This is a genomic window from Pseudomonas sp. UBA3149, assembly GCF_002364655.1.
Taxonomy (GTDB): Bacteria; Pseudomonadota; Gammaproteobacteria; order Pseudomonadales; family Pseudomonadaceae; genus Chryseomonas; species Chryseomonas luteola.
This window is the reverse complement of the sequence record NZ_DEYV01000006.1, coordinates 30,523-55,926: the sequence shown is the minus strand read 5'-3', so window position 1 is coordinate 55,926 and position 25,404 is coordinate 30,523. Positions and strand designations below refer to the sequence as shown.

Sequence of the window (25,404 nt, the reverse complement as noted above, 5' to 3'; positions counted from 1 at the left end):
GGTTTACATGCATATCTGGATCGACGCGGACGCCTGTCCGCGGGCTGCCAAAGAGCTGGTCTTCAAGTTTGCCCTTAAGCGCAAGCTCAACGTGATCATGGTGGCGGGCCAGCCACAGATCAAACCGCCGTATGCCTGCGTGCGGTTGATCATTGTGGAAAGCGGGATGGATGCGGCAGACGACTACTTGGTCGAGCAGGCCCAACCGGGTGATCTGGTCATCTGCAGCGACGTGCCGCTGGCGGATCGGTTGGTGAAAAAGGGCGTGGATGCGCTCGACCCGCACGGCAAGGAGTTCGATACCCGTAACATGGGCGAGCGTCTGGCGGTGCGTAACCTGATGACGGACCTGCGCGATCAAGGCCAGATGGGCGGCGGTCAGCCGCCCTATGGGGAAAAGGAAAAGCAGGCCTTTGCCAATTCGCTCGACCGCCTGCTTACCCGGTTGACCCGCTCGGCGTAGAGCCTGCTCAGGCAGGCTCTACGCTCTGCTCCTGCTCAGCTCTTGCCAGCCAAGCTTGCAGCTGCGGCAGTGACAAAGGCTTACTGAAGAAATAACCCTGGATGAAGTCGCACTGATTTTCCCTGAGGAAAGTCAGCTGCTCCAGGGTCTCCACACCTTCGGCCACAACTCTGAGCTGCAGTTTGTGCGCCATGGCAATAATCGCGGCAGTAATCTCCATATCGGTCTGCTGATTAGGAATATCACGCACAAACGAGCGATCGACCTTGAGCGTATCGACCTTGAACTTGCTTAGGTACGCCAGGGAGGAGTAGCCACTGCCAAAGTCATCGATCGAAACCTTTACGCCAAGCGCTCGAATTCGTTCTAACAACTCAATCGCCAGGTTGAGGTTATGCATCAGAGCATTTTCAGTCAGCTCGAGCGTCAGCGCCTCGGGCGGCAGCTCGGCTTCGCTGAGCGCTTCTTCCACGCGTTTGGGAAGGGTCCGATCGGTAAGGTTCAAAGGCGAGCAGTTTACTGCTACCCGTAGCTCGCTGTAACCCAGCCCGCGCAGGGTTTTCAGGTCTCGACAGGCACGCCGCATGACCCAATGATCCAGCTCACCAATTTGCCCGCTCAGCTCTGCTACATGGACAAAGCGGTCAGGCCTGATGGGACCAAGCGTCGGATGATTCCAGCGAACCAATGCCTCCAGGCTGGCGGTAGTCCGCGCATCACTGGTAACAATAGGCTGGTAATGTACTTCCAGCGTGCCTTCAGTAATGGCCTGACGCAGTTCCTGCTCCAAGTGAAGCGTTTCCTCCGCCTGGGTCTGCAATTCCGGAGCAAAATGCAGGAAGCGATTACGCCCGTTGCGCTTGCACTGCCCCAAGGCGAGGCCTGCATTGCGCAGCAGTTCATTGGCAGAGCGGCCATCCTTGGGATAGTGGGCAATGCCGATGCTCAGCGTCATGCCTATCTGCTGTCCGCTCAGGTTGAAGGGCGGGCGAAGCTGCTCCAACAGCCGCATGGCAAGGCGTTCACTGTGCTCAGGCTGTGCCTCAGGAACCAGGACTAGAAACTCGTTACCCTGACGAGCGACGTGCACGGTGCTATCAAGCACGGCCGTGATGCGTTGGGCAACCTGGGTAAGCAGATCGTCGCCCACGTTGTAACCCAGGCTGTCATTGATTCGCTTGAAGTGATCCAGATCCAGATTAAGCAGGGCAAGGCCTTCCTCGGGGGTGGCCTTGTTGATGATGCGCGCCAGCGTTTGGGTAAAGCTGTAATCATTCAGCAGCTGGGTAAGCGGATCGAGCAGCGTAACCTGACTCAGCGCCGTCGACATCTCTTCCAGGCGTACGCTCTGCTCATGAAAACGGTGTTCCAGACGAGTGGCTGTCAGGCCTGCACAGATCACGACCAAGGTCAGAAATGCAATGATGGTCCCTAAAAGCCCATGATGGGCATCATGGGCCATCATCATGACTGGCGTATCTTCCGGGACCACTAGCGTTAGTGCAGCCATGCCAGTGAAGTGCATAGACACGATCGCACCGCCCAGAATCAGGCTACCCAGGATCATGAGCAATTGGGTATGGCGACCGACTTGGTTACGGACGTAAAACGCCATGATCAATGCCGCCAGAGACGCCAGGATAGCCACTAGGATTGAGACCAGGAACAGGAGCGGGTTGTACACCTGGACACCAACGGAATTGATTGCGGACATTCCGGTGTAGTGCATGGCTGCAATGCCGCAGCCCGCTGCGACCGAAGCTGCCAGGTATTCCCAGGTAGCTAGCCGCTCACGGCTGATAAGCCACATGACGACGCAGGACACGGCAACGGCGATGCCTAATGACAGCAATGTCATGCTGTAGCCGTACTGCATACTGACCGGCGAGGCATAGGACAGCATTGCAATAAAGTGCATTGACCAGATACCACTGCCCAGCGCCAGGCCGCCTACACCACACCAGAGCAGACGGTTCTTACTCAAGGCGGCCGACGAGGCGCGTCTGGCCATATAAAGCGCGGTATAACCGGCCGCTGTTGCCACCAGATAGGACAGCAGAACCAGAACGAAATGATGATGATCGGAGCCGACCGGTACGAAGCCGTCAGGCAGGGATGTGGCAAGCAACATGATTACAGACTCGAAAGGACATCCCACTGCATCGATATATTCGATATCGCCACGGCAAGGCTACTGAATACGTTGGTAATGGCCTTATCGGCCGCCCGTCGGCCAAGCTTGAGGGTGACCGACAGGTGGAGGCGGGAAAAAGAAAGAAAAACTATTTTTTCGGAGCGCGTATCCGGCGCCACAGCCAGAGTACCACGCCCAGAACCAGCAGGGCGCCGAGCACCATCAGTTCGTAGCGCTTGAGATTGCCCAAGGCTCCTTCGAGCACTGCTCCAAAGTGATAGGCCGCCAATCCCAGGACAGTGGCCCAGACAATGGCGCCGATACCATTGAGCAGCAGGTAGCGCGCCGGAGGATAGCCCGACATGCCAATGGCCACCGGCATTACCGTTCTCAGGCCGTAGACGAAGCGAAAGCTGAGCACCCACAGATCGGGATGACGGCGAATATGATCCAGTGCCTTGTCTCCCATGGCTTCCCAGCGAGGCTTTCGCTTGAGCAGCTTGCGACCGTGACGGCGACCCAGGAAATACCAGAGCTGGTCGCCTGCATAACTTCCCATGAAGGCCACCATAATGACCGTCTGGATGTTCATGTACTCGCGGAAGGCTAGAAAACCTGCCAGAACCAGAATGGTTTCACCCTCGAAGAACGTGCCGAGGAAAAGGGCGAAATAACCGAAATCATGGAGGAATTGTTGCAGCATCGTCACGACAACAGGGCGAAATGAAGGCGCAGCCTAACTCGGTTAGCCGCCGGAAGGAAGCTATCGCTTCGTCTAACCCTTTTTAAAAGCAGGGGATTTGCATAGCGATGTGCCAAGCCGAAGCTAGAGGTCGTCTGCCTTAAACAGGGTTGATAGACATGCCTTATTGTCATCAGTTGTTACCATTCGGTCATGATAGTGACTTATAACTCATCACAATGACTCTGCTTGAGTCCGGGAGTACACCGTGAGTTTCACTTCAGTAAGCCGTTCCTTTCCATTCACGCGGATGCGCCGCCAGCGCCGGGATGACTTTTCCCGCCGCTTGATGCGTGAGCACACGCTGACCGTAGACGACCTGATCCTGCCAGTGTTCGTGCTCGACGGCGAAAATCGCCGTGAAAGCGTGCCCTCCATGCCGGGCGTCGAGCGTCTATCCATCGATCTTCTACTGGAAGAAGCGGCTGAGCTTGTAGCATTAGGCATTCCTGCCGTCGCTCTGTTCCCCGTCACACCGTCTGAGAAGAAATCTCTTGATGGTGCCGAGGCTTACAACCCTGACGGTATCGCCCAGCGGGCCACGCGTGCGCTCCGTGAACACTTTCCAGAGCTGGGCGTGATTACTGACGTTGCGCTCGATCCGTTTACCACCCACGGACAGGATGGCATTCTCGATGAGAAGGGCTATGTGCTGAACGACATATCCGTCGAGGTGCTGGTCAGGCAGGCGCTGTCCCATGCGGCCGCCGGTGCCCAGGTCGTTGCGCCGTCGGACATGATGGATGGCCGAGTAGGTGCCATTCGCGCGGCTCTGGAAGAGGCGGGTTATCACAACGTGCAGATCATGGCCTACTCGGCCAAGTATGCGAGTGCCTATTATGGGCCTTTCCGGGATGCGGTCGGCTCGGCTGCCAACCTGGGCAAAGGCAACAAGGCGACCTACCAGATGGATCCGGCCAACAGTGACGAAGCCTTACAGGAGGTGGCGGGCGATCTGGCCGAGGGGGCCGATTCCGTCATGGTTAAGCCGGGCATGCCTTACCTGGACATCGTGCGCCGGGTGAAGGACGAGTTCCGTGTTCCGACCTTTGTGTATCAGGTTAGCGGCGAATACGCCATGCACATGGCCGCAATCCAGAACGGCTGGCTATCCGAGGCGGTGATTCTGGAATCTCTGCTCGCTTTCAAACGTGCCGGCGCTGATGGCATTCTGACTTACTTTGCCAAACGCGCTGCCCAACAATTACGTCAGGAGCGTTAACGCTCCCAAGGAGCTGCCATGAACAGCCAAGGACTCATTGATACTACTGCGCGCACCGAGGAGGCCGCATTGACCGACGCTACGCCCACCGTTGAAACCACGCCTGCGGTCGCGGTGCCAGAAGCACCGGCCGTGCCGGCCTTAAGTGTTGACGACAGTAGCCTGTATATTCACCGGGAACTGTCTCAGCTGCAATTCAACATCCGGGTGCTCGAACAGGCCCTCGATGAGTCCTATCCGCTGCTTGAACGGCTCAAGTTCCTGCTGATCTTTTCCAGTAACCTGGACGAGTTTTTCGAGATTCGTGTCGCGGGTCTGAAAAAGCAGGTCGCCTTTGCCCGCGAGCAGGCCGGTGCCGACGGCTTGCTGCCGCATCAGGCCCTGGCCCGCATCAGCGACATCGTGCATGAGCAGGTGGCGCGCCAGTACACCATTCTCAACGATGTGCTGTTGCCGGAGCTGTCCAAACATCAGATCCGCTTCATTCGCCGCCGCAACTGGGACCTGAAGATCAAGGGCTGGGTGCGTAAGTTCTTCCGCGACGAGATCGCCCCAATTATCACGCCCATCGGGCTGGATCCGACACACCCGTTCCCGCTCCTGGTTAACAAGAGTCTCAACTTCATCGTTGAGCTGGAAGGGATGGACGCCTTTGGCCGCGACTCGGGCCTGGCCATTATTCCGGCGCCGCGTTCGCTGCCGCGTATCATCAGCGTGCCCGAAGAAATTGGCGGCCCGGGCGACAACTACGTTTTCCTCTCTTCGATGATCCATGCCCATGCCGACGACCTGTTCCCCGGCATGAAGGTGAAGGGCTGCTTCCAGTTCCGTCTGACCCGTAACGCCGACCTGTCGGTGGACGCCGAAGATGTAGACGACTTGGCCCGCGCACTGCGAGGCGAGCTGTTCTCCCGCCGCTACGGGGATGCGGTACGCCTGGAGGTGGTCGAAAGCTGCCCGAAGAACCTTACGGACTATCTGCTCAAGCAGTTCAATCTGGCTGAAAGCGAGCTGTACAAGGTCAACGGCCCGGTCAACCTGACGCGCTTGTTCAGTGTGACGGGACTCGACAGCCACCCTGAGCTGCAGAACGCCCCGCTGACGCCCAGCATTCCCAAGCTACTCCAGAAGAAGGAAAACCTCTTCAACGTACTGGGCAAGATCGATGTGCTGCTGATGCACCCGTTCGAGTCCTTTACGCCTGTGGTTGACCTGCTGCGCCAGGCTGCCAAGGACCCCAGCGTTCTGGCCATCAAGCAGACCCTGTACCGCAGCGGTGCCAACTCGGAAATTGTCGATGCGCTGGTAGAAGCGGCGCGCAGCGGCAAAGAAGTCACGGCGGTTATCGAATTGCGGGCGCGTTTCGACGAGGAATCCAACCTGCAACTGGCGAGCCGTCTCCAGCAGGCAGGGGCCGTGGTGATCTATGGGGTGGTCGGCTTCAAGACTCACGCCAAGATGATGCTCATTCTGCGCCGTGAAAATGGTGAGTTGCGGCGTTATGCGCACCTGGGCACTGGTAACTACCATGCCGGCAACGCGAAGCTGTACACCGACTACAGCCTGCTGACGGCCGACATAGCCCTGACCGAAGACGTTCACAAGCTGTTCAACCAGTTGATCGGTATGGGCAAGACCCTGCGCATGAAAAAGCTCCTGCATGCGCCGTTTACGCTCAAGAAGAACCTGCTGGAAATGATCAACCGTGAGGCCGCTGCAGCTGCGGAGGGTCGCCCCGCGCACATTATGGCCAAGGTCAACGGTCTGACCGATCCCAAGGTTATCCGAGCGCTATACAAAGCAAGCCAGGCGGGTGTGAAAATCGATCTGGTCGTTCGCGGAATGTGCTGTCTGCGTCCGGGCGTACCGGGCGTGTCGCATAACATCCAGGTGCGTTCGATCATCGGCCGCTTCCTGGAGCACAGCCGGATCTACTACTTCCTCAATGGGGGAGATGAGCGCATGTACCTGTCCAGTGCGGACTGGATGGAGCGAAACCTCGACATGCGTGTGGAGACCTGCTTCCCGGTGGAAGGCAAAAAGCTCATTTCACGGGTCAAGAAGGATCTGGAAGCCTACCTCACTGACAACACCCAGAGCTGGGTGCTGCAGGAGGACGGGAGTTACCAGCGCATTTCGCCAACGGGCAACCAGAACCCGCGGACTGTGCAGGCGACTCTCATGGAGCGCCTGAGCAGTCCGGGTATTAACACACGGTAAGGGTATAGCCGATCCGCGTGAGCCACTGCGCTTCCTGTTCGAAGTCAGCCTGGGTCAGCGGATTCTGCTCCAGCCAGCCGACCGGGAAGCATACCGCGAGGCTGCGCGGGCCTGCCTTGAGCGTCACGATGGGGCGCTCCTGGTTGCTGCGGATATGATGGAACAGAATGGCAAAGCGCAGCAGGATGCACAGGCGGATCAGGCTTTCGCCTTCTTCGTCACCCAGCTCGGCGAAGCGATCCCGCGGGATATTCCGGCGATGGCCGCGCACCAGAAGGGCCAGCATCTGCTGGTCGCGTCGGGAAAACCCAGGTAGATCGGAATGCTCGATCAGATAGGCGCCGTGCTTGTGATAGTGGTAGTGGGCAATGTCCAGCCCGATCTCATGCACGCGCGCTGCCCAGGTCAGCAGTTCCCGGTAGCAAGGATTGCTCAGGTTCCAGGCTTCGGTAACCTGTTCGAAGGCCTTCAGGGCACGGCGCTCGACCCGTTCGGCCTGACGCTTGTCCACGTGGTAGCGTTCTGCCAGGGCTGACAACGTACGCTCCCGTACATCTTCGTGGTGCTGGCGACCGATCATGTCATAGAGCACACCTTCACGCAGTGCGCCTTCGGACAGGTTCATCTCCTGCAGCTCCAGCGCTTTGAAGATCGCCTCCAGAATGGCGAGACCACCCGGCAGAATGGTGCGGCGGTCGGGCTTGACCCCTTCGATATCGAGCTTTTCGATGTCGCCCTGCTTGAAGATCTTGCGCTTGAGCCACTCGATGCCTTCGGCATTGACCTCACCCTTGCCGCGTCCGGCGGCCTGGATGGCCAGGGCCACGGCGCGGATGGTGCCGGAGGCGCCTACGGCTTCCTGCCAGCCTTTTTCGCGCAGGCTCTGGTCGATGTTCATCAACTCCAGCCGGGCGGCCGTGTAGGCCTGGGCATAGCGGGACGGCGTAATCTTGCCGTCCGCGAAGAACCGCTTGGTATAACTGACGCAGCCCATCTGCAGGCTTTCGCGCTGATGGGTTTCAAAGCGCTGGCCGATAATGAACTCGGTGCTGCCACCACCGATATCAGTCACTAGGCGACGGCCTTCCATATCTGGCATGGTATGGGAAACGCCCAGGTAGATCAGGCGGGCTTCTTCACGGCCGGAGATGACTTCCACGGAATGCCCCAGTACCTGCTGGGCACGCATGATGAAGTCGCTGCGGTTCCTGGCCTCGCGAAGCGCGTTGGTGCCTACGATACGCACGGCGCCCAGCGGCAGGCCGGTGATCAACTGGGCAAAGCGGCGCAGGCATTCGAGCCCGCGTTCCATGGCTTCTTCGCTGAGCATCCGTGATTCGTCCAGCCCAGCGGCCAGCTGAATCTTTTCGCCCATACGTTCAAGGATACGAATTTCGCCATGGTCAGTCCGCGCCCGAACAATGTGAAAGCTATTGGAGCCAAGATCGATGGCAGCAATCAGGGGAAACGGTTCTGCGGATGAATGTGGCATGCTGACGGTCTCATACATAAACGTCGACAATCGTGCCACGATCGAGGTGGTCTGCCAAACCTCAACGTGCAGTCAGACTGTTTCAGTCGATGGGCTGTGGTCTGGATCAATGAACCGAACCGATGAACTGTGCCAGCTCCGGCGTCCCGGGGTTGGCGAATATTTTCTTGGGATTGCCCAGTTCATGCACCTTGCCTCGATGCATGAACACCTGCACATCGCCCGCTTGGCGGGCAAAGCGCGTCTCATGAGGCATCATGATCAGTGTCATGCCATCCTGGATCCGCTGCTTTCTGTTAAGGATTCTTGCCTAGGCTGAAAATCACTTAATCAACCTTGCCTTGATTTTAAAAGGAATACGATTGGTGCTGATTATTGGCACCAGCACGAGTCTGGTATCCAGCTTCTCGGCACCCGCTGTGCCGTGTCGATGTTGAGACCATGCGGATAAGGCATACTGCTCCGTTCTAGTGCGCAGCTTCACTGAGAAGGGCAAAACAAGGCGTATTCGTACAGGCAGCCCGCTGATTTTCCGGCGGTCTGCCAAATGGTGTAATTGAGAGGCTTTAGCTGTCCCAATAAAGAGACTTAATGGCTTGTGCCTTCCTGTTAAGCGCTGGCAGGGCTATAGTGGTCGTTCTTTTTTGTCGTTTCCGAATTCGGAGAAAGTCCATGAGCGAATACATCACCAACGTCAGCGATGCCAGCTTCGAGCAGGACGTGCTCAAGGCTGACGGTCCCGTGCTGGTCGACTACTGGGCCGAATGGTGTGGTCCCTGCAAAATGATTGCGCCGGTTCTGGATGAAATCGCCAAGGACTATCAGGGCAAGCTGAAGGTTTGCAAACTCAACATTGATGAAAACCAGGACACCCCGCCGAAGTATGGCGTACGCGGTATCCCGACGCTGATGCTGTTCAAGAACGGCTCCGTTGAAGCCACCAAGGTGGGTGCGTTGTCCAAATCCCAGCTGGCGGCATTCCTCGATAGCAATATCTGATTTTATTGCTCTCGATCAAAAGCCCTGCGTTTAGCGGGGCTTTTTATTATTTAGCACTAGACGTCCTGTCTAGCAGGGTGCTACATTCGATCTCGCAACGACACAAACGCGTGTCGCCCTCTGCATGCCTTCGCCGATTCTCTTACTAGAATAACCAACGCGATTCTGTCGTTAGCCGCGGCGAGGCCTCTCAAGCCAAAAAGATTCTTACTCCCTCCTTTTCTCAGTTAGCAACGTCTATGAACCTTACCGAACTCAAGCAAAAGCCAATCACGGAACTGTTGGAAATGGCGGAAGCCATGGGCCTGGAAAACATGGCTCGCTCCCGCAAGCAGGACGTGATTTTCTCTCTGCTGAAAAAACACGCAAAAAGCGGTGAAGAGATTTCCGGTGATGGCGTGCTGGAGATTCTGCAGGATGGCTTCGGCTTCCTGCGTAGTGCGGACTCCTCCTACCTGGCCGGCCCCGACGATATCTACGTCTCTCCCAGTCAGATCCGCCGTTTCAATCTGCGCACCGGTGATACCATCATCGGCAAGATTCGCCCGCCGAAAGAAGGCGAGCGTTACTTCGCGCTGCTCAAGGTCGATACCATCAACTATGATCGACCCGAGAATGCGAAGAACAAGATCCTGTTCGAAAACCTGACGCCGCTGTTCCCCAACAAGCGCCTGACGATGGAAGCCGGTAATGGTTCCACCGAAGACCTCACCGGCCGAGTGATCGACCTGTGTGCGCCGATTGGCAAGGGCCAGCGTGGTCTGATCGTCGCTCCGCCGAAAGCGGGCAAGACGCTGATGCTGCAGAACATCGCCAGCAACATCACCCGTAACAACCCCGAGTGCCACCTGATCGTTCTGTTGATCGACGAGCGCCCGGAAGAAGTAACCGAAATGCAGCGTACCGTGCGCGGCGAAGTAGTGGCGTCCACCTTTGACGAGCCGCCAACCCGCCACGTACAGGTTGCTGAAATGGTAATCGAGAAGGCCAAGCGTCTGGTCGAGCACAAGAAAGACGTGGTAATCCTGTTGGACTCCATTACCCGTCTGGCACGTGCCTACAACACCGTGATCCCGAGCTCCGGCAAGGTACTGACCGGTGGTGTGGACGCCCATGCGCTCGAAAAGCCCAAGCGTTTCTTCGGTGCGGCACGTAACATCGAAGAAGGCGGTAGCCTGACCATTCTGGCAACAGCTCTGGTCGATACCGGCTCGAAGATGGACGAAGTCATCTACGAAGAATTCAAGGGCACCGGTAACATGGAGCTTCAGCTGGATCGCAAGATCTCCGAGAAGCGCGTATTCCCCGCCATCAACATCAACCGTTCCGGCACCCGCCGCGAAGAGTTGCTGACCGGTGAGGAAGAGCTGCAGCGCATCTGGATTCTGCGCAAGATCCTGCATCCGATGGAAGAGATCGGTGCCATCGAGTTCCTGCTCGACAAGTTGCGTCAGACCAAGACCAACGACGAGTTCTTCGACTCGATGAAGCGCAAGTAAGACTGAAAAGGCCGGGGTTTCCCGGCCTTTTTACATTCCGGGCAGGCTTTTCATTTTCGAAAAGGGGGCCAGGAGCGGTACACTTTCCGCTTCATTCTCTGCCGAGATACGTCCCGCTATGCAATACCGCGACCTTCGCGACTTCATCCGCGGCCTGGAACAGCGTGGCGAGCTGAAGCGCATCCAGACCCCCGTCTCGCCCAACCTCGAAATGACCGAAGTGTGTGACCGTACCTTGCGTCGCAAGGGGCCGGCTCTGCTGTTCGAAAATCCGACCGGATACGACATGCCTGTGCTAGGCAACCTGTTTGGCACACCTGAGCGGGTTGCGATGGGCATGGGTGCAGAAGATGTCGGTGAACTGCGCGAGATTGGCAAGCTGCTGGCATTTCTGAAGGAGCCGGAGCCGCCCAAGGGATTGAAGGATGCCTGGTCAAAGCTGCCGATTTACAAGAAGGTCATCAGCATGGCGCCCAAGGTGATGAAGGACGCCCCTTGCCATGAGGTGATCGAAGAGGGCGAGGCGGTTGATCTGTCCCGCTTGCCGATCCAGCACTGCTGGCCGGGCGATGTCGGTCCGTTGATCACCTGGGGCCTGACTGTTACCAAGGGACCGAACAAGGAACGGCAGAACCTGGGTATCTACCGTCAGCAGGTCATTGGTCGCAACAAGGTCATCATGCGCTGGCTTAGCCATCGTGGCGGCGCCCTGGATTTTCGTGAATGGTGCGCCAAGTATCCAGGCAAGCCCTATCCCGTGGCGGTAGCCCTGGGTGCAGATCCGGCAACGATTCTGGGCGCTGTTACGCCGGTTCCGGATACGCTGTCCGAATATGCATTTGCTGGCCTTCTGCGTGGCAGCCGTACCGAGCTGGTGAAATGCATCGGCAGTGACCTGCAGGTACCGGCCAGCGCCGAGATCATTTTGGAAGGCTTCATCTATCCCGGCGAGATGGCTGATGAGGGGCCTTACGGTGATCATACCGGCTATTACAATGAAGTAGACCGCTTCCCAGTGTTTACCGTCGAGCGTATCACTCGCCGCCGTGACGCGATCTACCACAGTACCTATACCGGACGTCCGCCGGATGAGCCGGCCATTCTTGGTGTGGCATTGAACGAAGTGTTCGTGCCGATCCTGCAAAAGCAATTTCCCGAGATCGTCGATTTCTACCTGCCGCCTGAAGGGTGCTCCTACCGCATGGCTGTGGTCACCATGAAAAAGCAGTACCCAGGCCATGCCAAGCGGGTAATGCTGGGCGTCTGGAGCTTCCTGCGCCAGTTCATGTACACCAAGTTCGTGATCGTGACCGATGATGACATCAACGCTCGGGATTGGAACGATGTGATCTGGGCTATCACAACCCGCATGGACCCCAAGCGCGACACCGTGATGATCGACAATACGCCTATCGACTATCTGGATTTCGCTTCACCGATTTCGGGCCTGGGCTCGAAGATGGGGTTGGATGCCACCAACAAGTGGCCCGGAGAGACCAATCGGGAATGGGGGCGGGCTATCGTCAAGGACGAAGCCGTGGTCAAGCGGGTCGATGAGATCTGGTCCAGCCTGGGGATCGATTGATGGATACTGTTGGCCCAACGGGGATAAGTTGCGCACATTGTGCGTCGAACCCTATGCATACAGAGGAATTTGCAGGCATGGGATTCGTGCAGAGCTATCCCCAGAAATCCACTTCCATTCACAAGGCGTCCTGAGATGAAGGTCACGTTACGTCCCTCTGGGGCGGTACTCGAGACGTTACCTGGCGAGCGTATCCTGGATGCGGCACGCAGGCTGGGGTATGAGTGTCCGCACAGCTGCCGCAACGGTAATTGCCATGTCTGTGCAGCCTTGTTGATCGAAGGGCGGGTCAGGCAGCAGAACGATGTCATCGACCACGGTGAGATTTTCGTCTGCCTGGCCGAGCCGCTCGAAACATGCGAGTTGCATTGGGATGGAGTATTCGCGCCGGGCGAGCTTCCAGTAGGCGCCTTTGCCTGTCAGGTCCTGGCATGTGAGGATGTGGGCGGAGATGTACGCCGTGTCCGGCTGCTGGCTCCAGCAGGCAAGCTCCCGCGCTATCACGCTGGACAATACCTGATGCTTGAGCGGGACGATGGCAAGCAGTCGGCCTTTTCGCTGGCATCCGCACCGCATCAGGGGCGTGAGCTGGAGTTGCATATTCTGACGCGTGAAGAGAGCAGTCAGGCGATTATCCAGCAGCTTGAGCGAGAGCGCATGGTGCGTGTCCAGCTGCCTTTTGGCGATGCGCATCTGGCCGATCTGCCTCCAGGCCCGCTTGTTCTGATCGCGGCCGGAACGGGAATGGCACAAATGCACAGCCTCATCGAGGATTGCCGTGTGCGCGGCTTCGATCAACCCCTGCACCTGTATTGGGGCGTGCGTCATCCCGATGACTTCTATGCATTACCCCATTGGGAGGAGTGGGAGCAGGACCCCCGTCTTCACTTGAACAAGGTAGTGAGTGACCTGTGTGGGTGGGAGGGGCGTTGCGGCCTTCTGCATGAAGCGGTGCGAGAGGACTTCACCGATATGAAGTCACTGCACGTGTATGCCAGTGGGTCGCCTGCCATGGTTTATGCCACATTGGATGCGCTGGTCGAAGGTGGGATGGATCCTCACCAAATGCGGGCCGACGTGTTCGCCTATGCGCCAAGAGAGGCGCTGGGGTTGTAAGCCGGACCGATCCAGCCCGTAGCTGGATCGGTCCGCTACCTTAACTCAATACCGGGTTTTTATGGCGCAGCGTCAAGGCCAGGAACACAATGGCCAATACGCATGACGCGACCAGCAGCATGAAGCCGCCGTCCCAGCCGTACAGGTCCACTGTGTAGCCAACCAGTGCGTTGGCGGCTACCGAGCCCCCCAGGTAGCCGAACAGGCCGGTAAAGCCGGCAGCTGTCCCGGCGGCTTTCTTGGGCACCAGCTCCAGGGCCTGCAAACCGATCAGCATCACCGGGCCGTAGATCAGAAAGCCAATGGCGATCAGTGCGAACATATCGACCATGGGATTACCTGGCGGGTTGAGCCAGTAAACCACGGTGCCGACTGCCACCAGAGCCATGAACACTACACCGGTGGCGCCACGATTGCCCTTGAACAGTTTGTCCGATAGCCAGCCGCACAGCAGCGTGCCGGGAATACCGGCCCACTCATACAGAAAGTATGCCCAGGATGATTTGTCCACCGTGAAATGCTTGGCTTCCTTCAGGTAGGTGGGCGCCCAATCCAGCACGCCGTAACGCAGCAGATAGACGAATACGTTGGCCAGTGCGATGTACCAGAGCATGCGGTTTTTCAGCACGTATCTGACAAAGATTTCCTTTGTACTGAATTCGCGTTCATGGCTCTCGTCGTAGCCTTCCGGGTAGTCCTGCTTGTATTCCTCGATAGGTGGCAACCCACAGGACTGCGGCGTATCGCGCATGGTCAGGAACGCGAAAACTGCAACACCCAGCGCTACGGCCGCCGGAACGTAGAAGGCTGAGTGCCAATCGTTGAACCAGCCGAGCCCCAGCAGAAACAGCGGGCCAATCAGACCACCGCCTACGTTATGGGCAACGTTCCAGACCGAGACCACGCCGCCGCGTTCCTTCTGGGACCACCAATGCACCATGGTTCGCCCGCTGGGTGGCCAGCCCATCCCTTGCGCCCAACCATTGATGAACAGCAGGATGAACATGATGGTCACGCTTGAGGTTGCCCAATGTGCGAAACCGAAAATGAACATCACACCCGCCGAGACCAGCAGGCCGAAGGGCAGAAAGTAGCGGGGATTCGAGCGGTCGGACACCATGCCCATGAGGAATTTGGAAAGACCATAGGCGATGGCAACGGCCGATAACGCAATACCCAGCTCTCCTCGGCTGTAGCCTTCCTCTACTAGGTAGGGCATCGCCAGAGAAAAGTTTTTGCGCAGAAGGTAATACCCGGCATAACCGATGAAGATACCGGCAAAGATCTGCCAGCGCAGGCGTTTGTAAGCAGGATCGATGCGATCGGAAGGCAGGCGCGCCGTATGCGGGGCCGGACGAAAAATACCAAGCATTTGAGCTCCGAAGATCGTTGTTTTTATGAGAAGAGACGTGCAGGGCAAATATTACAGTTTCATTTCAGAAAAATGACCGATACCGCTGTGCGATAAACGAAAATAAACGCTCGCAAAATGTTGTTTTCCGAACGTACAGGTCCTAACGGCCGTTCAGTCACAGGTTGTGACGTGTGAACTGAACGCGGTTGGCGTTCTATAAGGGGATGCGTATGCTGCCCCGCCGGACCGCACTTGACCGCACGTGATGGGTCTCAACCATAACCGCCTGTGTTCTGATCGTTATGCCCACCTGGAAGCGCTACATATCACGTCTGGTTGATCTCGCTACCGTCCTGATCAACCGTTATCCACGCCTGATTGCCCTGGCAGGCTTTGTTTCGGGTGTGTGCAGCTTTCTGCTGGTTGATCGCCAGCATGGCTTTGCCAAGGTAATGGCCATCGTAATGCTGGCCAGCTGGTTATGGCTGATGGTTGAGAACGTGCTGCGTCAGTGGGTGACTAGGCGGTTTGGCTGGAACCTGCCCCCTGGGCTGTTTCGCTACGCAACCCAGATGATTCATCAGGAAAGCCTGTTCTTTGTCCTGCCGTTCCTGTTTGTCACAACCACCTGGAACAGCGGGCAGGCCATCTTTACCGGCCTGCTGGCCGCCATGGCTGTAGTATCGATTGTCGACCCACTGTACTACAAAGCGCTGTCGAGCCGGCGCTGGATCTTTCTGGGCTATCACACGCTGACGTTGTTTGCCGTTCTGCTTACGTCCCTGCCCATCATCCTGCAACTGACCACCACGCAGAGCTACCGGCTGGCATTAGGCGTGGCGGTGTTGTTGTCGTTTCCAAGCATTCTTGTGGCGCTCTCGATCCGACGCCTGTGGCAATGGCCTGTCGTGCTTGGTCTGAGCCTGATGGTGGGAGGCCTAGGATGGGTACTGCGTACCTGGGTGCCGCCCGCCACGCTGTGGCTGACCGATGTGGCGGTTACCAGCAGCTTTGACAACCTCAAGCGCGAACCGGGTAAGAGTCTGAAGGAAATCAGTGCTGTCCAGCTGCGTTCACAAGGTCTCTATGCCTATACGGCCATCAACGCGCCCCGTGGGCTGAGTGAGCGGATTTACCATGTCTGGCTGCATAATGGAGATGAGGTCGACCGTATCCCACTCGAGATCAGCGGTGGCCGCGAGGCTGGCTACCGGGCCTGGACACACAAGCAGAACTTCCCGAGTGATGTGGCTGGCCGATGGCAGGTACAGATCATAACCGAGGACGGGCAGATGATCGGCACCTTGCGCTTCGAGGTAACGCCCTAACGGCTATTTGGGCATGTAATGCAACTGCCAACGCCTGGGAATCCACAGGGATGCCAGGCCGATCAGGGCCGCCCAAGCGCTGCTGACAAAGAGAGCCTTGAGGCCAAGGTGGTGTTGGAGTCATGCGCCCATTATGGCGCCGCCTAGCATGCCGGCCCACGGAATCGCTTGCATCAGCCAGCCTGAGTGGCGCTCATCCAGCAGCCAGCGTCCCAGGCCTCGTCCCAGTCGTGAAAGTGCACCCGTAACATAGGTCAGCCCAATGGACTGCCCGTTCACCTGTTCCACGGCGGCGTTGATCATGCCCATGGCGAGCACAGCGGCTACAAGAGGTAGCAAGACTGCACCTGGAAGACCGCCGGTGGACCAGCCCGCCGCCGCGGCCAACAAGGCCGATGTCAGCAGCAGGAGAGGCAACGCCCGACGGCCGCTCATGCGCACCACGACAATTCCGAGTGCATTGCCGAGGACAAACAGGGCGACAATCAGGAGCAGCCGCAAGAGGGTGGTGCTGTCGCCCAAGGCAACGGCTACGGCCAGTCGCGTCGTATTGCCGCTCATGAAGGATACGTAGTCACCAGCCGACAAGAAGCCAATGGCATCTGTCATGCCAGCCAGGATCGACAAGGCGGCAACCAGTACCAGTCCTACACGGCGATGCCGATGCATGCTCAGGTGGAGAGGTTGGGTGTGAGCATCTGCTGATGAAAGGTCAAGCGTGAGGCGGGTGCTATCCTGTTGTTTCAAAGCGCCATCCTGGGCGGAACCTGTCCGCGACGACTAAAGAGACTGTTTTTATAGTCTGTCATATTCGGGTGGTTGCCCATCTGAATCCTATGGCTTCAGAAATGCACCGTTTAGTCGATAAGCTGTGACAGGCATAGCTATCGGTTGGCTATGCACCACTCATTTTGTTCGAGGAATTGCCCCGTGAAAGCCCTGCTTGCGTTCGTACTTGCTTTCTCACTCGCTCTGCCAGCCTGGGCGGAGGAAAAAAAGGAGGCCGAAGAGGGCGCCCCGCAACCTAACTACATCAACCTGACGCCCGCGCTGGTCGGTAATTACGGCTCTGGTCCAAAGCTCAAGTACTACAAAGCCGATATTGCCCTGATGACGATGAGTAAGGAAGACTCGGCGCGCGTGTCCTTTCATGAGCCCTTGATCCGCAATCAGCTCATCATGCTGTTCGAGCAGCAGACCGATGAGACCCTGACCGGTGCCGACGCCCGTGAAGCGCTGCGTCAGGCGGCGCTCAAGCAGGTCCAGGACATCATCAATGGCGAAGAAGGCAAACCAATGGTCGAGGACCTGTTGTTCAACAACCTGATCGTTCAGCCCTAAGTCATCGGCAGGCCAGGATGGCCTGCCATTCTTCGTCAGTTACTGGCATGACTGACAGGCGGCTGCCCTTTTGCAGCAATGCAAAATTGCTCAGGGCAGCCACCTCGCGCAGACGCGCCAGTGAAGTGACCTGATCGAATACCTCGACAATACTGACGTCGCGGGCAATCCAGGGGTTTTTCTCCAGGGTGGCTTTCGACGAATGGTATGGGCTTTTCGGATCCAGCGCGGTCGGATCAGGAAAGGAATCATTTTCTATGCGGCCAATACCGGCTACGCCTGGTTCGGGGCAGCTGGAGTGGTAGAACAGAAAGAGATCCCCGGCAGCCATGGCCCGCATGAAGTTGCGTGCCTGATAGTTACGAACGCCATCCCAGCGCCCACTGCCGAGACGTTGCAAATCATGGATGGAAAACTCATCGGGTTCCGATTTCATCAGCCAATAAGGCACGAAGATTGCTCCTGGCAAAACGGTTCTGGACTTTCTGACGGTTGGTTGACGCAATGTTTGCGTCAGAAAACTGGTTAGCGCAGAATGCCGCGGTTTTTGAGTAGCCGTACGGCCTGGCATATAAACAGGTCGGCGGTGTCGTTAATTATGCCAATGAAGGGGTAGGCACATAGATGAAACGCAAGCCGGACTTGCTTTGGGTACTGGTCGCGCTGTTTAGCTTGGGCGTTGTGACGACAGGCTATACCCAAAGTCTCTGGGAAAAGCAGCAGGACAATTCACCGTCCGCTCATGTGATTCAGCAAGTGTCCCGCTGAATCTTCGCAACACGCTGTGGAACACCCTGCGTTGTAGTCTGGCGCAGGGTTCAGGCCTTCTCTTCCTTCCCGTACCATCCCTTATCCGTCACGGTTGCCTTCATCGGCACATCCCAACTGGCCAGGGCCAGCTGATCCACCTTCTGACATTCGTGGGCCAATCCTAACAATTTAGGTGAGCGCCAGGCGATGCGACGTTTGAGATAAGCCAGGCTCCGATCATAAAAGCCGCCACCCATACCCAGGCGACCGCCCTGTGCGTCAAATCCTACCAACGGCATCAGAATCAGATCGAGTGTCCAGGGTTTGCGCTGCTGTACCCGATTCGGTCTGGGTTCGACGATCCTGAAGCGATTGCGCACCCAACGCTCGTGGGGGCGGACACGCTGAAAATGCATGCGCGTGGCTGGCCAACGGCTCAATACAGGCAGGAAGGTGGCCTTGCCGCGGCGCTGGGCTGTTCGAAGCAGCGGACGCGGGTCGATTTCACCGTCATTGGGAAGATAAAAGGCGATCTGCCGGGCACGGCGAAACAAGGGATGATGGCTGAGCTGACGATGCAGCTGTCGAGCAGCCTGCTTTTGCTCGGTAGGGCTCAAGGCCCGACGTTTCTGACGCAGGATTCGGCGCAGGGCCGGACGAGAATGATCAGAAGCTTTGATCATGAGTGAAGGTAGCTCCCCGGAATGCCGCTGCCGGTGTAGCCCTTGAACCCGAGAGTTCAAGGTGGGAGAAGTCGTGGGCCATTAGGCTTTCCGGCGTGCGGACATGCACACAAGCCCAGCGAGCGACCCCCGTGGTGTTGCTTATCGGCTCAGGGACATGACCGACTGGCAAACACACCAGAGAGTGTGTCCAGTATACCCCTTCGCCATGAGAATCAAACCCCCCGTTCGTCCTGCTCTGTCGTCAGAGCCCGGTCGACACGGTCCAGCAGGTCGCGAACGCGCTCGCGCGTGCTGCTGACTTCGAAGTTCACGCCATCCTGGCGATGCAGCAGGTCGTGGGTGATATTGAGGGCTGCCATGACCGCAATGCGGTCGGCGCCAATCACTTTGCCGCTGGCACGGATTTCTCGCATCTTGCCGTCGAGGTAGCGCGCAGTGGTTTCAAGATTGGCGCGCTCGTCCGGTGGACAGCTGATGCAGTAGTCCTTGTCGAGGATGTGGACGGTGACGGTGTCGGTGCTCATGAGTCCTGCTCCAGGGCTTTCAGGCGTAAAATCATCGCTTCGACCTTATGTCGAGCCAAATCGTTCTTTTCGATTAGCTTGGCGCGTTCTTCTCGCCAGCCACGCTCATGGGCGCGCAGCTGGCGATTCTCTTTCCTAAGCTGTTCGATGTGTTCGAGCAGTTGCTCAATTTTATCGGTCAGTACTTGGAGATCGTTTTCGATCGAGGACTCGCGCATGGATGGCTGCTGCTCCGAGCTATACAAGGTTGGCCGGTAACAAGGTCAACGCGTAGGATACAAGGTTCATTCTAGCCATCACGTCGACTAACGACCATAGCCATCCATGACGAGTACATCATCTGCATACGCCGCGTTCACACAATTATTGAGCGAAGCGGCTCTTCCTGTCTCCCCGGCCGAGCTTCATGGCCATCTGATGGGCCGTATCTGCGCCGGCGCCGGGTTTGACGAATCCGACTGGCTTGTTGCCGCTACCGACCTCTTAGGCGGGGCGCCAAGTGACCGTCTGAAGTCAGCGCTGATAGGGCTTCTGGGCATGGTACAGCAGGAATTCGCCACCAACGAAGTGGCCATCGTGCTGCTCCTGCCAACCGACGAAGCGCCGCTTAAGGAGCGCCTGGCCGCTATGGCGCAGTGGTGCCAGGGCTTCCTGTCCGGCTTTGGGCTGGCCAGTCGTACGGCGGAGCTGTCCAACGAAGCCAAAGAAGTTTTGCAGGATCTTGCCGCCATCGCGCAGGTGCAGGACACGCTCGAGGAGTCCGAGGAGGGCGAAAACGATTACATGGAGGTCACCGAGTATCTTCGTGTGGCGCCTGTCATTCTTTATAGCGAGTACGGCAAGAATCCTTCGCCTGCACCCAAGCCTTCAATCCATTGAGGATTGACCCGGCGGGCGAGGGCGATCTTTCCGTTAAGGAGTTCGCATGATCCGCATTCCGAAGGCCGAGTTCGCCCGTCGGCGTCGAGCGCTCATGGCCGAGATGGCGGCGGGCAGTATTGCGATATTGCCCGCCGCGCCCGTGCGTGTGCGTAACCGCGATATCGAATATGCCTACCGCCAGGACAGCGACTTTCAATACCTGACCGGCTTTCCCGAGCCGGATGCCGTCATGGCATTGATTCCGGGGCGGGAACACGGTGAGTACGTGCTGTTCTGCCGGGAGAAGGATCCTGTCCAGGAGATGTGGACGGGCCCGCGCGCCGGTCAGGAAGGCGCGATTCGTCAATACGGGGCTGACGATGCCTTTCCCATCAGCGACATCCACGACATCCTGCCGGGACTGATCGAAGGGCGGGAGCGGGTCTATTACGCCATGGGCTCAAACCCGGATTTCGATCGCCAGTTACTGGACTGGATCAACCTGATCCGCGCCAAGGCCAACCAGGGGGCACAGCCACCCAAGGAGCTGATTGCACTTGATCCTCTCCTGCATGAAGCCCGTCTCTTCAAGACCGCGGCTGAGATCAAGGTTATGCGTGAGGCGGCAAGCGTGTCGGGTGATGCTCATATTCGGGCCATGCAGGCCTGTCGGCCGGGGCTCAGAGAGTATCATCTGGAGGCGGAGCTTGATTATGCGTTTCGCAAGGGCGGGGCGCGGATGCCAGCTTACGGTTCCATCGTCGCTTCCGGCCGCAACGCCTGTATCATGCACTACCAGCAGAACGACGCGCTGCTCAAGGACGGCGATCTGGTGTTGATCGACGCCGGCTGCGAGATCGACTGCTACGCCAGTGACATTACCCGTACCTTTCCGGTCAATGGTCGGTTTTCGCCTGAACAGAAGGCTATCTACGAGATCGTGCTGGCAGCCAACGAGGCAGCTTTTGCCTGCATCGCGCCCGGGCGCCATTGGGACGAGGCCCATGAGGTCACGGTCCGTATCATTACGGAAGGGCTGGTTGATCTTGGCCTGTTGCGGGGTGAGATCAATACCCTGATTGAAGAGGGCGCGTATCGTGATTTTTACATGCATCGGGCCGGACACTGGCTGGGGCTGGATGTACACGACGTTGGCGACTATCGCATCGGTGATCAGTGGCGGATGCTGGAGCCGGGCATGACCATGACGGTTGAGCCGGGCATTTACGTGGCGTCAGACAATCTACGCGTAGCGAAGAAATGGCGGGGCATTGGCGTCCGTATCGAGGATGATGTCGTGGTCAACCGCCACGGCTGCGAAATTTTGAGCCGCCATGTACCCAAGGCGGTCGATGAGATTGAACGATTGATGGCTGATGCCCGTGGCGCTTCGGCGTCCGAAGCGGCCGTGTAAGGAGAGAAGACATGCAGCGCTGCACGGTGGCAATCATTGGTGGTGGATTGGTAGGCGCCAGCCTGGCCCTGTCGCTTCAGGAGCTGGCAAGGGCGCGAGGTTGGAAGATCGTGATGGTCGAGCCCTTCGCGCCGGGTGATGCCTTTCAGCCCAGCTATGATGCCCGCTCCTCGGCGCTATCCTATGGCTCGCGTCTGATTTACGAACGGCTGGGCGTATGGAAGGCCCTGGCCGAGCGCGCCGAGGCGATCAAACACATCCATGTCTCGGATCGTGGACGCTTTGGTGCAGCTCGCCTGGATGCCACCGAGCAGCGCGTCGATGCGCTGGGCTACGTCATCGAGAATGCCTGGCTGGGGCATTGCCTGTGGCACGCCCTGGACCGTGACATCATCGAATGGCGTTGTCCTGCCGAGGTTCGTCGTCTGGTTGCAGGGCCGGATGGCTATACACTGACCCTGGATGATGACAGTGAGCTGACCTGCGATCTGGCGGTTCTGGCCGATGGCGGCCGCTCGGCGCTGCGCGAGCAGCTGGGCATTCATGTGGAACAGACGACCTATGACCAGACAGCCTTGATTGCCAACATCACCCCGGGTGATCCGCATCAGGGCTGGGCCTTCGAGCGCTTTACCGATACCGGGCCGCTGGCCCTGCTGCCGCTGCCTGAAAACCGCTGCGCCCTGATCTGGACCCGCCCGCAGGCTGATGCAGAACGGCTGGCCGCGATTGATGAGCGATCGTTTCTGGCTGAGCTGCAACAGGCTTTCGGCTATCGACTGGGCACATTCCGGCAGGTAGGCGTACGCCACAGTTATCCGCTGACCCTGATCAAATCGCAGGAGCAGGTAAGGCCGCACCTTGTGGTGCTGGGCAATGCCGCCCATAGTCTGCATCCGATCGCCGGACAGGGTTTCAACCTGTCGCTACGGGATGTGTCCGCGTTGGCTGAAGCACTGGAAAACAGCGAAGCCAAGCCCGGTGACTTTGCAACCTTGCAACAGTACCTGGAGGGTCAGCGTCTTGATCAGCAGTTGACCATCGGTTTCTCCGACCAGGTAACGCGGCTGTTTTCCAATGGCAATCCGTGGCTGGCGGCGGGGCGTAATGCCGGGCTGATCGGCCTGGAGCTATGGCCCTCTGCAAAGGGGACGTTTGCCCGTCAGGCAATGGGACTCGGGACACGCCCGGCCCATGCCCTGTTTTGATCATTCCTGTCCTGTTAGGTCCATAACCGCTGCAAAGGAGCTTTGATCGTGGAAACCCAAGTAGACATCGCGATTGTCGGTGCCGGCATGGTGGGTAGCGCCCTGGCGCTGGCATTGGAGGGCAGCGGCCTGAAGGTGCTCCTCCTGGACCGCGGTCCGATGACGGTAAAGCCCTTCGACTCCGCCCAGCCCTTTGAGGCGCGTGTCAGTGCCTTATCCGAAGCCAGCCGGCGTATCCTGCAGAACCTCGGGGCCTGGGAGGGTATTGCCTCTCGCCGTACCAGTCCCTATCGACGCATGCATGTCTGGGACGGCTCAGGCACCGGTGCCATTGATTTCACCGCCAGTAGCGTTCATGCCGATGTGTTGGGACACATCATTGAAAACCGTGTCATTCAGGATGCGCTGATGGAGCGTCTGCAGGCCTCTAGTGTCCAGCTGATGCCTGACGCCCGCATGGAGCTGTTGCGCCATTCTGGTGACGATTGGCTGATTCAGCTGGCTGGCGGGCAGGCCGTCCGCACCTCGCTGGTCATTGCGGCGGATGGTGCCCACTCGGCGGTACGGCGTCTGGCCGGTGTCGAGACGCGGGAGTGGGATTATCTGCATAACGCCATCGTGACCAGTGTCCGCTGCGCGCATCCCCACCAGAAAACCGCCTGGCAACGCTTTACGGACGATGGCCCGCTGGCGTTCCTGCCTCTGGATCGCGAGGGGGACTTACATTGGTGCTCGATCGTCTGGTCCTGCACGCCCAAGGAAAGCGAGCGGTTGATGGCGATGGACGACAATGCATTCTGCGCCGCATTGGGTCGTGCATTTGAAAACCGGCTGGGCGCGATCGAGCAGTCCGATCCGCGCGTCTGTATTCCGCTGCGCCAGCGCCATGCCAAGCGTTATGTCGAGCCGGGGCTGGCTCTGATTGGCGATGCCGCCCACGTCATTCACCCGTTGGCCGGGCAGGGGGTGAACCTGGGCTTTCTGGACGCCGCTGTCCTGGCTGAGGTCCTGCTGCATGCGCACAAGTGGGGCGAACATTTGGCCGATGTGCGTGTGTTGAGTCGCTATGAGCGCCGTCGCATGCCGCATAACCTTGCCATGATGGGCGCGATGGAAGGCTTTCAGCGCCTGTTCCAGAATGACAGTCTGGCTGTGCGCTGGCTGCGTAACACCGGTCTCAAGCTGGTCAACGATCACTTTGAGGCGAAGGCTGTCTTTGTCCGTCAGGCATTGGGCCAGACCGGCGATCTGCCGACACTGGCCCGTGTCTGATGAGGGTAATGACACAACTCGACACATTTGTTGAGACGGCTCGATAAGCGAGAGTCTTTATCATTTGCATCTGTCTTTCACGGAGGTGCTTTACATGCCGTTTCGCAAAGTGGTTGCTGCGTGCGCAGTGTGGCTAACGGCTGGGGTCACCCAGGCGGCTGATGAGGTGGTGGTCTACTCATCGCGAATCGATGAGCTGATAAAGCCTGTGTTTGATGCCTATACCCAGCAGACCGGCGTAAGCGTCAAGTTCATCACCGACAAGGAAGCGCCCCTGATGGCCAGGATCAAGGCAGAGGGTGCCAACACGCCAGCCGATCTGCTGATCACCGTCGATGCCGGCAACCTGTGGCAGGCCGAGCAGATGGGTATTCTGCAACCGATGCAGTCGGCCATCATTGACCAGAACATTCCATCACAGTACCGCTCCTCGACGGGGCGCTGGACAGGGCTCACGCTCCGGGCGCGCACCGTTGCATATGCACCAGACCGCGTTTCCGAGGACGAGCTGAGTACCTATGAAGCCTTGGCTGGCCCGGAATGGGAGGGCCGCCTGTGTCTACGCACCGCCAAGAAGGTATACAACCAGTCGCTGACGGCCACCCTGATCGAAGCCCATGGCGCCGCCAAGACTGAAGAAATCCTGGCGGGCTGGGTACGCAACCTGTCTACCAGCGTTTTCCCGGACGATAACGCTGTGTTGCAGGCTATCGATGCAGGGCAGTGCGATGTGGGTATCGTGAACACCTATTACTACGGCCGGATGCACAAGCAGAACCCTGATTTGGGCGTGAAGCTGTTCTGGCCCAACCAAGACGACCGTGGCGTGCACGTGAATCTGTCGGGTGTTGGCCTGACGCAGCATGCGCCTCATCCAGAAGCCGCCAAGGCATTGGTCGAATGGATGACCGGCCCAGACGCACAGGCACTGTTTGCCGGTATCAACCAGGAGTACCCGGCCAACCCGAGCGTACCGGCTTCGGCAGAGGTTGCCAGCTGGGGCCAGTTCAAGGCCGATACGATTCCTGTCGAGGTCGCAGGGCGGCGTCAGGCAGAAGCCATCAAGATGATGGACCGCGTCGGCTGGAATTGATATCCAGCGCACCGCTATCACGCGGTGCGCCCAGCCCTGTCAGTTACGAATCTACTGCCATACCGCCCTGAGGCGATGCCTAGACCGCACGCCCTTGGACT

The 25,404-nt window shown here is 58.2% G+C and carries 23 protein-coding genes, 1 other RNA gene and 2 pseudogenes; 15 read left to right on the top strand and 11 right to left on the bottom strand.

Features of this window, described 5'->3' with window-relative positions; translation table 11 throughout:
* The first annotated feature begins 7 nt into the window (after positions 1-7).
* Entirely contained in the window at positions 8-463 is a 456-nt protein-coding gene (locus tag B3729_RS03900) for a YaiI/YqxD family protein (RefSeq protein WP_286787107.1), read from the top strand.
* A 7-nt stretch (positions 464-470) separates the two neighbouring features.
* Here B3729_RS03900 and B3729_RS03895 read toward each other — a convergent pair whose 3' ends face one another.
* Positions 471-2,594 (bottom strand): putative bifunctional diguanylate cyclase/phosphodiesterase, encoded by a 2,124-nt coding sequence (locus B3729_RS03895; protein WP_286787106.1) that lies wholly within the window; start codon positions 2,592-2,594, stop codon positions 471-473.
* A gap of 151 nt (positions 2,595-2,745) precedes the next feature.
* A complete protein-coding gene (locus B3729_RS03890) occupies positions 2,746-3,300 on the bottom strand; it encodes a DedA family protein (protein WP_010796689.1) in 555 nt (184 codons plus the stop codon).
* Between the two features lie 247 nt (positions 3,301-3,547).
* Here B3729_RS03890 and hemB point away from each other — a divergent pair, with 247 nt between their 5' ends.
* The gene (hemB, locus tag B3729_RS03885; protein ID WP_286787105.1) at positions 3,548-4,561 is read left to right on the top strand and encodes a porphobilinogen synthase; all 1,014 of its coding nucleotides are present in this window, start codon (positions 3,548-3,550) and stop codon (positions 4,559-4,561) included.
* An 18-nt stretch (positions 4,562-4,579) separates the two neighbouring features.
* Complete coding sequence (ppk1, locus tag B3729_RS03880) at positions 4,580-6,781, top strand: polyphosphate kinase 1 (RefSeq protein ID WP_010796691.1); 2,202 nt, start codon at positions 4,580-4,582, stop codon at positions 6,779-6,781.
* On the opposite strand, the gene ppx is transcribed toward ppk1, so the two are convergent.
* Positions 6,768-8,273, bottom strand: a complete 1,506-nt coding sequence (gene ppx, locus B3729_RS03875; RefSeq protein WP_074821752.1) for an exopolyphosphatase — start codon at positions 8,271-8,273, stop codon at positions 6,768-6,770. The genes ppk1 and ppx overlap by 14 nt on opposite strands.
* A gap of 106 nt (positions 8,274-8,379) precedes the next feature.
* Positions 8,380-8,565 (bottom strand): annotated as a pseudogene (locus B3729_RS03870) (amino acid ABC transporter ATP-binding protein); the annotation flags it as partial.
* 380 nt (positions 8,566-8,945) lie between these two features.
* Between B3729_RS03870 and trxA the strand changes: the two are divergent.
* The 4 genes from trxA (at position 8,946) to B3729_RS03850 (ending at position 13,472) form a co-directional block, all read left to right on the top strand.
* Positions 8,946-9,272 (top strand): thioredoxin TrxA, encoded by a 327-nt coding sequence (trxA, locus tag B3729_RS03865; protein WP_010796694.1) that lies wholly within the window; start codon positions 8,946-8,948, stop codon positions 9,270-9,272.
* A gap of 239 nt (positions 9,273-9,511) precedes the next feature.
* Entirely contained in the window at positions 9,512-10,771 is a 1,260-nt protein-coding gene (rho, locus tag B3729_RS03860) for a transcription termination factor Rho (protein ID WP_010796695.1), read from the top strand.
* A 118-nt stretch (positions 10,772-10,889) separates the two neighbouring features.
* Positions 10,890-12,356, top strand: coding sequence for a 4-hydroxy-3-polyprenylbenzoate decarboxylase (gene ubiD, locus B3729_RS03855; RefSeq protein ID WP_010796696.1), 1,467 nt, complete (start codon positions 10,890-10,892; stop codon positions 12,354-12,356).
* Between the two features lie 135 nt (positions 12,357-12,491).
* Positions 12,492-13,472, top strand: coding sequence for a CDP-6-deoxy-delta-3,4-glucoseen reductase (locus tag B3729_RS03850; protein ID WP_286787104.1), 981 nt, complete (start codon positions 12,492-12,494; stop codon positions 13,470-13,472).
* A gap of 40 nt (positions 13,473-13,512) precedes the next feature.
* Here the strand turns inward: B3729_RS03850 and glpT are convergent, their stop codons facing one another.
* Positions 13,513-14,844 (bottom strand): glycerol-3-phosphate transporter, encoded by a 1,332-nt coding sequence (glpT, locus tag B3729_RS03845; protein ID WP_286787103.1) that lies wholly within the window; start codon positions 14,842-14,844, stop codon positions 13,513-13,515.
* 284 nt (positions 14,845-15,128) lie between these two features.
* Here glpT and B3729_RS03840 point away from each other — a divergent pair, with 284 nt between their 5' ends.
* Positions 15,129-16,154, top strand: coding sequence for a DUF5924 family protein (locus B3729_RS03840; protein ID WP_286787102.1), 1,026 nt, complete (start codon positions 15,129-15,131; stop codon positions 16,152-16,154).
* A gap of 3 nt (positions 16,155-16,157) precedes the next feature.
* Here B3729_RS03840 and B3729_RS03835 read toward each other — a convergent pair.
* Positions 16,158-16,823, bottom strand: a pseudogene (locus B3729_RS03835) (YoaK family protein).
* Between the two features lie 261 nt (positions 16,824-17,084).
* Here B3729_RS03835 and B3729_RS03830 point away from each other — a divergent pair.
* The gene (locus B3729_RS03830) at positions 17,085-17,495 is read left to right on the top strand and encodes a flagellar basal body-associated FliL family protein (protein ID WP_010796702.1); all 411 of its coding nucleotides are present in this window, start codon (positions 17,085-17,087) and stop codon (positions 17,493-17,495) included.
* A 1-nt stretch (position 17,496) separates the two neighbouring features.
* On the opposite strand, the gene B3729_RS03825 is transcribed toward B3729_RS03830, so the two are convergent.
* Complete coding sequence (locus B3729_RS03825; protein WP_286787101.1) at positions 17,497-17,946, bottom strand: EVE domain-containing protein; 450 nt, start codon at positions 17,944-17,946, stop codon at positions 17,497-17,499.
* A gap of 173 nt (positions 17,947-18,119) precedes the next feature.
* Between B3729_RS03825 and B3729_RS03820 the strand changes: the two genes are divergently transcribed.
* A complete protein-coding gene (locus B3729_RS03820) occupies positions 18,120-18,263 on the top strand; it encodes a hypothetical protein (RefSeq protein WP_010796704.1) in 144 nt (47 codons plus the stop codon).
* A gap of 50 nt (positions 18,264-18,313) precedes the next feature.
* On the opposite strand, the gene B3729_RS03815 is transcribed toward B3729_RS03820, so the two are convergent.
* The 4 genes from B3729_RS03815 to B3729_RS03800 form a co-directional block, all read right to left on the bottom strand.
* Positions 18,314-18,928: a 5-formyltetrahydrofolate cyclo-ligase gene (locus tag B3729_RS03815; RefSeq protein WP_074821567.1), complete on the bottom strand. Its 615-nt coding sequence runs from the start codon at positions 18,926-18,928 to the stop codon at positions 18,314-18,316.
* Positions 18,929-18,937: 9 nt separating this feature from the next.
* Positions 18,938-19,115, bottom strand: a non-coding RNA gene (gene ssrS / locus B3729_RS03810) — 6S RNA.
* A 28-nt stretch (positions 19,116-19,143) separates the two neighbouring features.
* On the bottom strand, positions 19,144-19,455 hold the full coding sequence (locus tag B3729_RS03805; RefSeq protein WP_010796706.1) for a cell division protein ZapA: 312 nt from the start codon (positions 19,453-19,455) through the stop codon (positions 19,144-19,146).
* A complete protein-coding gene (locus tag B3729_RS03800) occupies positions 19,452-19,673 on the bottom strand; it encodes a TIGR02449 family protein (RefSeq protein ID WP_010796707.1) in 222 nt (73 codons plus the stop codon). Before B3729_RS03800 ends, B3729_RS03805 begins: the two co-directional genes overlap by 4 nt.
* 106 nt (positions 19,674-19,779) lie before the next feature.
* On the opposite strand from B3729_RS03800, the gene B3729_RS03795 reads away from it, so the two are divergent.
* The 5 genes from B3729_RS03795 to B3729_RS03775 all read left to right on the top strand — a co-directional run bounded on the left by B3729_RS03795 (position 19,780) and on the right by B3729_RS03775 (position 25,303).
* Positions 19,780-20,334: a UPF0149 family protein gene (locus B3729_RS03795; protein ID WP_073450029.1), complete on the top strand. Its 555-nt coding sequence runs from the start codon at positions 19,780-19,782 to the stop codon at positions 20,332-20,334.
* 46 nt (positions 20,335-20,380) lie between these two features.
* Positions 20,381-21,730 carry a Xaa-Pro aminopeptidase gene (pepP, locus tag B3729_RS03790; RefSeq protein ID WP_286787100.1) on the top strand — a complete coding sequence of 450 codons (1,350 nt, stop codon included), beginning with the start codon at positions 20,381-20,383 and terminating at the stop codon, positions 21,728-21,730.
* 11 nt (positions 21,731-21,741) lie between these two features.
* Positions 21,742-22,938, top strand: coding sequence for a 2-octaprenyl-6-methoxyphenyl hydroxylase (ubiH, locus tag B3729_RS03785; RefSeq protein ID WP_286787099.1), 1,197 nt, complete (start codon positions 21,742-21,744; stop codon positions 22,936-22,938).
* Positions 22,939-22,986: 48 nt separating this feature from the next.
* A complete protein-coding gene (locus B3729_RS03780) occupies positions 22,987-24,210 on the top strand; it encodes a 2-octaprenyl-3-methyl-6-methoxy-1,4-benzoquinol hydroxylase (RefSeq protein ID WP_286787098.1) in 1,224 nt (407 codons plus the stop codon).
* Between the two features lie 94 nt (positions 24,211-24,304).
* Positions 24,305-25,303, top strand: a complete 999-nt coding sequence (locus B3729_RS03775) for an extracellular solute-binding protein (protein ID WP_286787097.1) — start codon at positions 24,305-24,307, stop codon at positions 25,301-25,303.
* Positions 25,304-25,404: the final 101 nt, after the last annotated feature.

Excerpts from the sequence above, each read along its gene's own strand:
- B3729_RS03900 (WP_286787107.1), top strand. The coding sequence starts at position 8 with ATGCATATCTGGATCGACGCGGACGCCTGTCCGCGGGCTGCCAAAGAG.
- B3729_RS03815 (WP_074821567.1), bottom strand. The coding sequence starts at position 18,928 with ATGATCAAAGCTTCTGATCATTCTCGTCCGGCCCTGCGCCGAATCCTG.
- B3729_RS03775 (WP_286787097.1), top strand. The coding sequence starts at position 24,305 with ATGCCGTTTCGCAAAGTGGTTGCTGCGTGCGCAGTGTGGCTAACGGCT.
- B3729_RS03840 (WP_286787102.1), top strand. The coding sequence starts at position 15,129 with ATGCCCACCTGGAAGCGCTACATATCACGTCTGGTTGATCTCGCTACC.
- B3729_RS03820 (WP_010796704.1), top strand. The coding sequence starts at position 18,120 with ATGAAACGCAAGCCGGACTTGCTTTGGGTACTGGTCGCGCTGTTTAGC.
- B3729_RS03850 (WP_286787104.1), top strand. The coding sequence starts at position 12,492 with ATGAAGGTCACGTTACGTCCCTCTGGGGCGGTACTCGAGACGTTACCT.
- ppk1 (WP_010796691.1), top strand. The coding sequence starts at position 4,580 with ATGAACAGCCAAGGACTCATTGATACTACTGCGCGCACCGAGGAGGCC.
- pepP (WP_286787100.1), top strand. The coding sequence starts at position 20,381 with ATGATCCGCATTCCGAAGGCCGAGTTCGCCCGTCGGCGTCGAGCGCTC.
- B3729_RS03795 (WP_073450029.1), top strand. The coding sequence starts at position 19,780 with ATGACGAGTACATCATCTGCATACGCCGCGTTCACACAATTATTGAGC.
- ubiH (WP_286787099.1), top strand. The coding sequence starts at position 21,742 with ATGCAGCGCTGCACGGTGGCAATCATTGGTGGTGGATTGGTAGGCGCC.
- ppx (WP_074821752.1), bottom strand. The coding sequence starts at position 8,273 with ATGCCACATTCATCCGCAGAACCGTTTCCCCTGATTGCTGCCATCGAT.
- B3729_RS03895 (WP_286787106.1), bottom strand. The coding sequence starts at position 2,594 with ATGTTGCTTGCCACATCCCTGCCTGACGGCTTCGTACCGGTCGGCTCC.
- B3729_RS03805 (WP_010796706.1), bottom strand. The coding sequence starts at position 19,455 with ATGAGCACCGACACCGTCACCGTCCACATCCTCGACAAGGACTACTGC.
- trxA (WP_010796694.1), top strand. The coding sequence starts at position 8,946 with ATGAGCGAATACATCACCAACGTCAGCGATGCCAGCTTCGAGCAGGAC.
- rho (WP_010796695.1), top strand. The coding sequence starts at position 9,512 with ATGAACCTTACCGAACTCAAGCAAAAGCCAATCACGGAACTGTTGGAA.
- B3729_RS03890 (WP_010796689.1), bottom strand. The coding sequence starts at position 3,300 with ATGCTGCAACAATTCCTCCATGATTTCGGTTATTTCGCCCTTTTCCTC.
- B3729_RS03800 (WP_010796707.1), bottom strand. The coding sequence starts at position 19,673 with ATGCGCGAGTCCTCGATCGAAAACGATCTCCAAGTACTGACCGATAAA.
- ubiD (WP_010796696.1), top strand. The coding sequence starts at position 10,890 with ATGCAATACCGCGACCTTCGCGACTTCATCCGCGGCCTGGAACAGCGT.
- glpT (WP_286787103.1), bottom strand. The coding sequence starts at position 14,844 with ATGCTTGGTATTTTTCGTCCGGCCCCGCATACGGCGCGCCTGCCTTCC.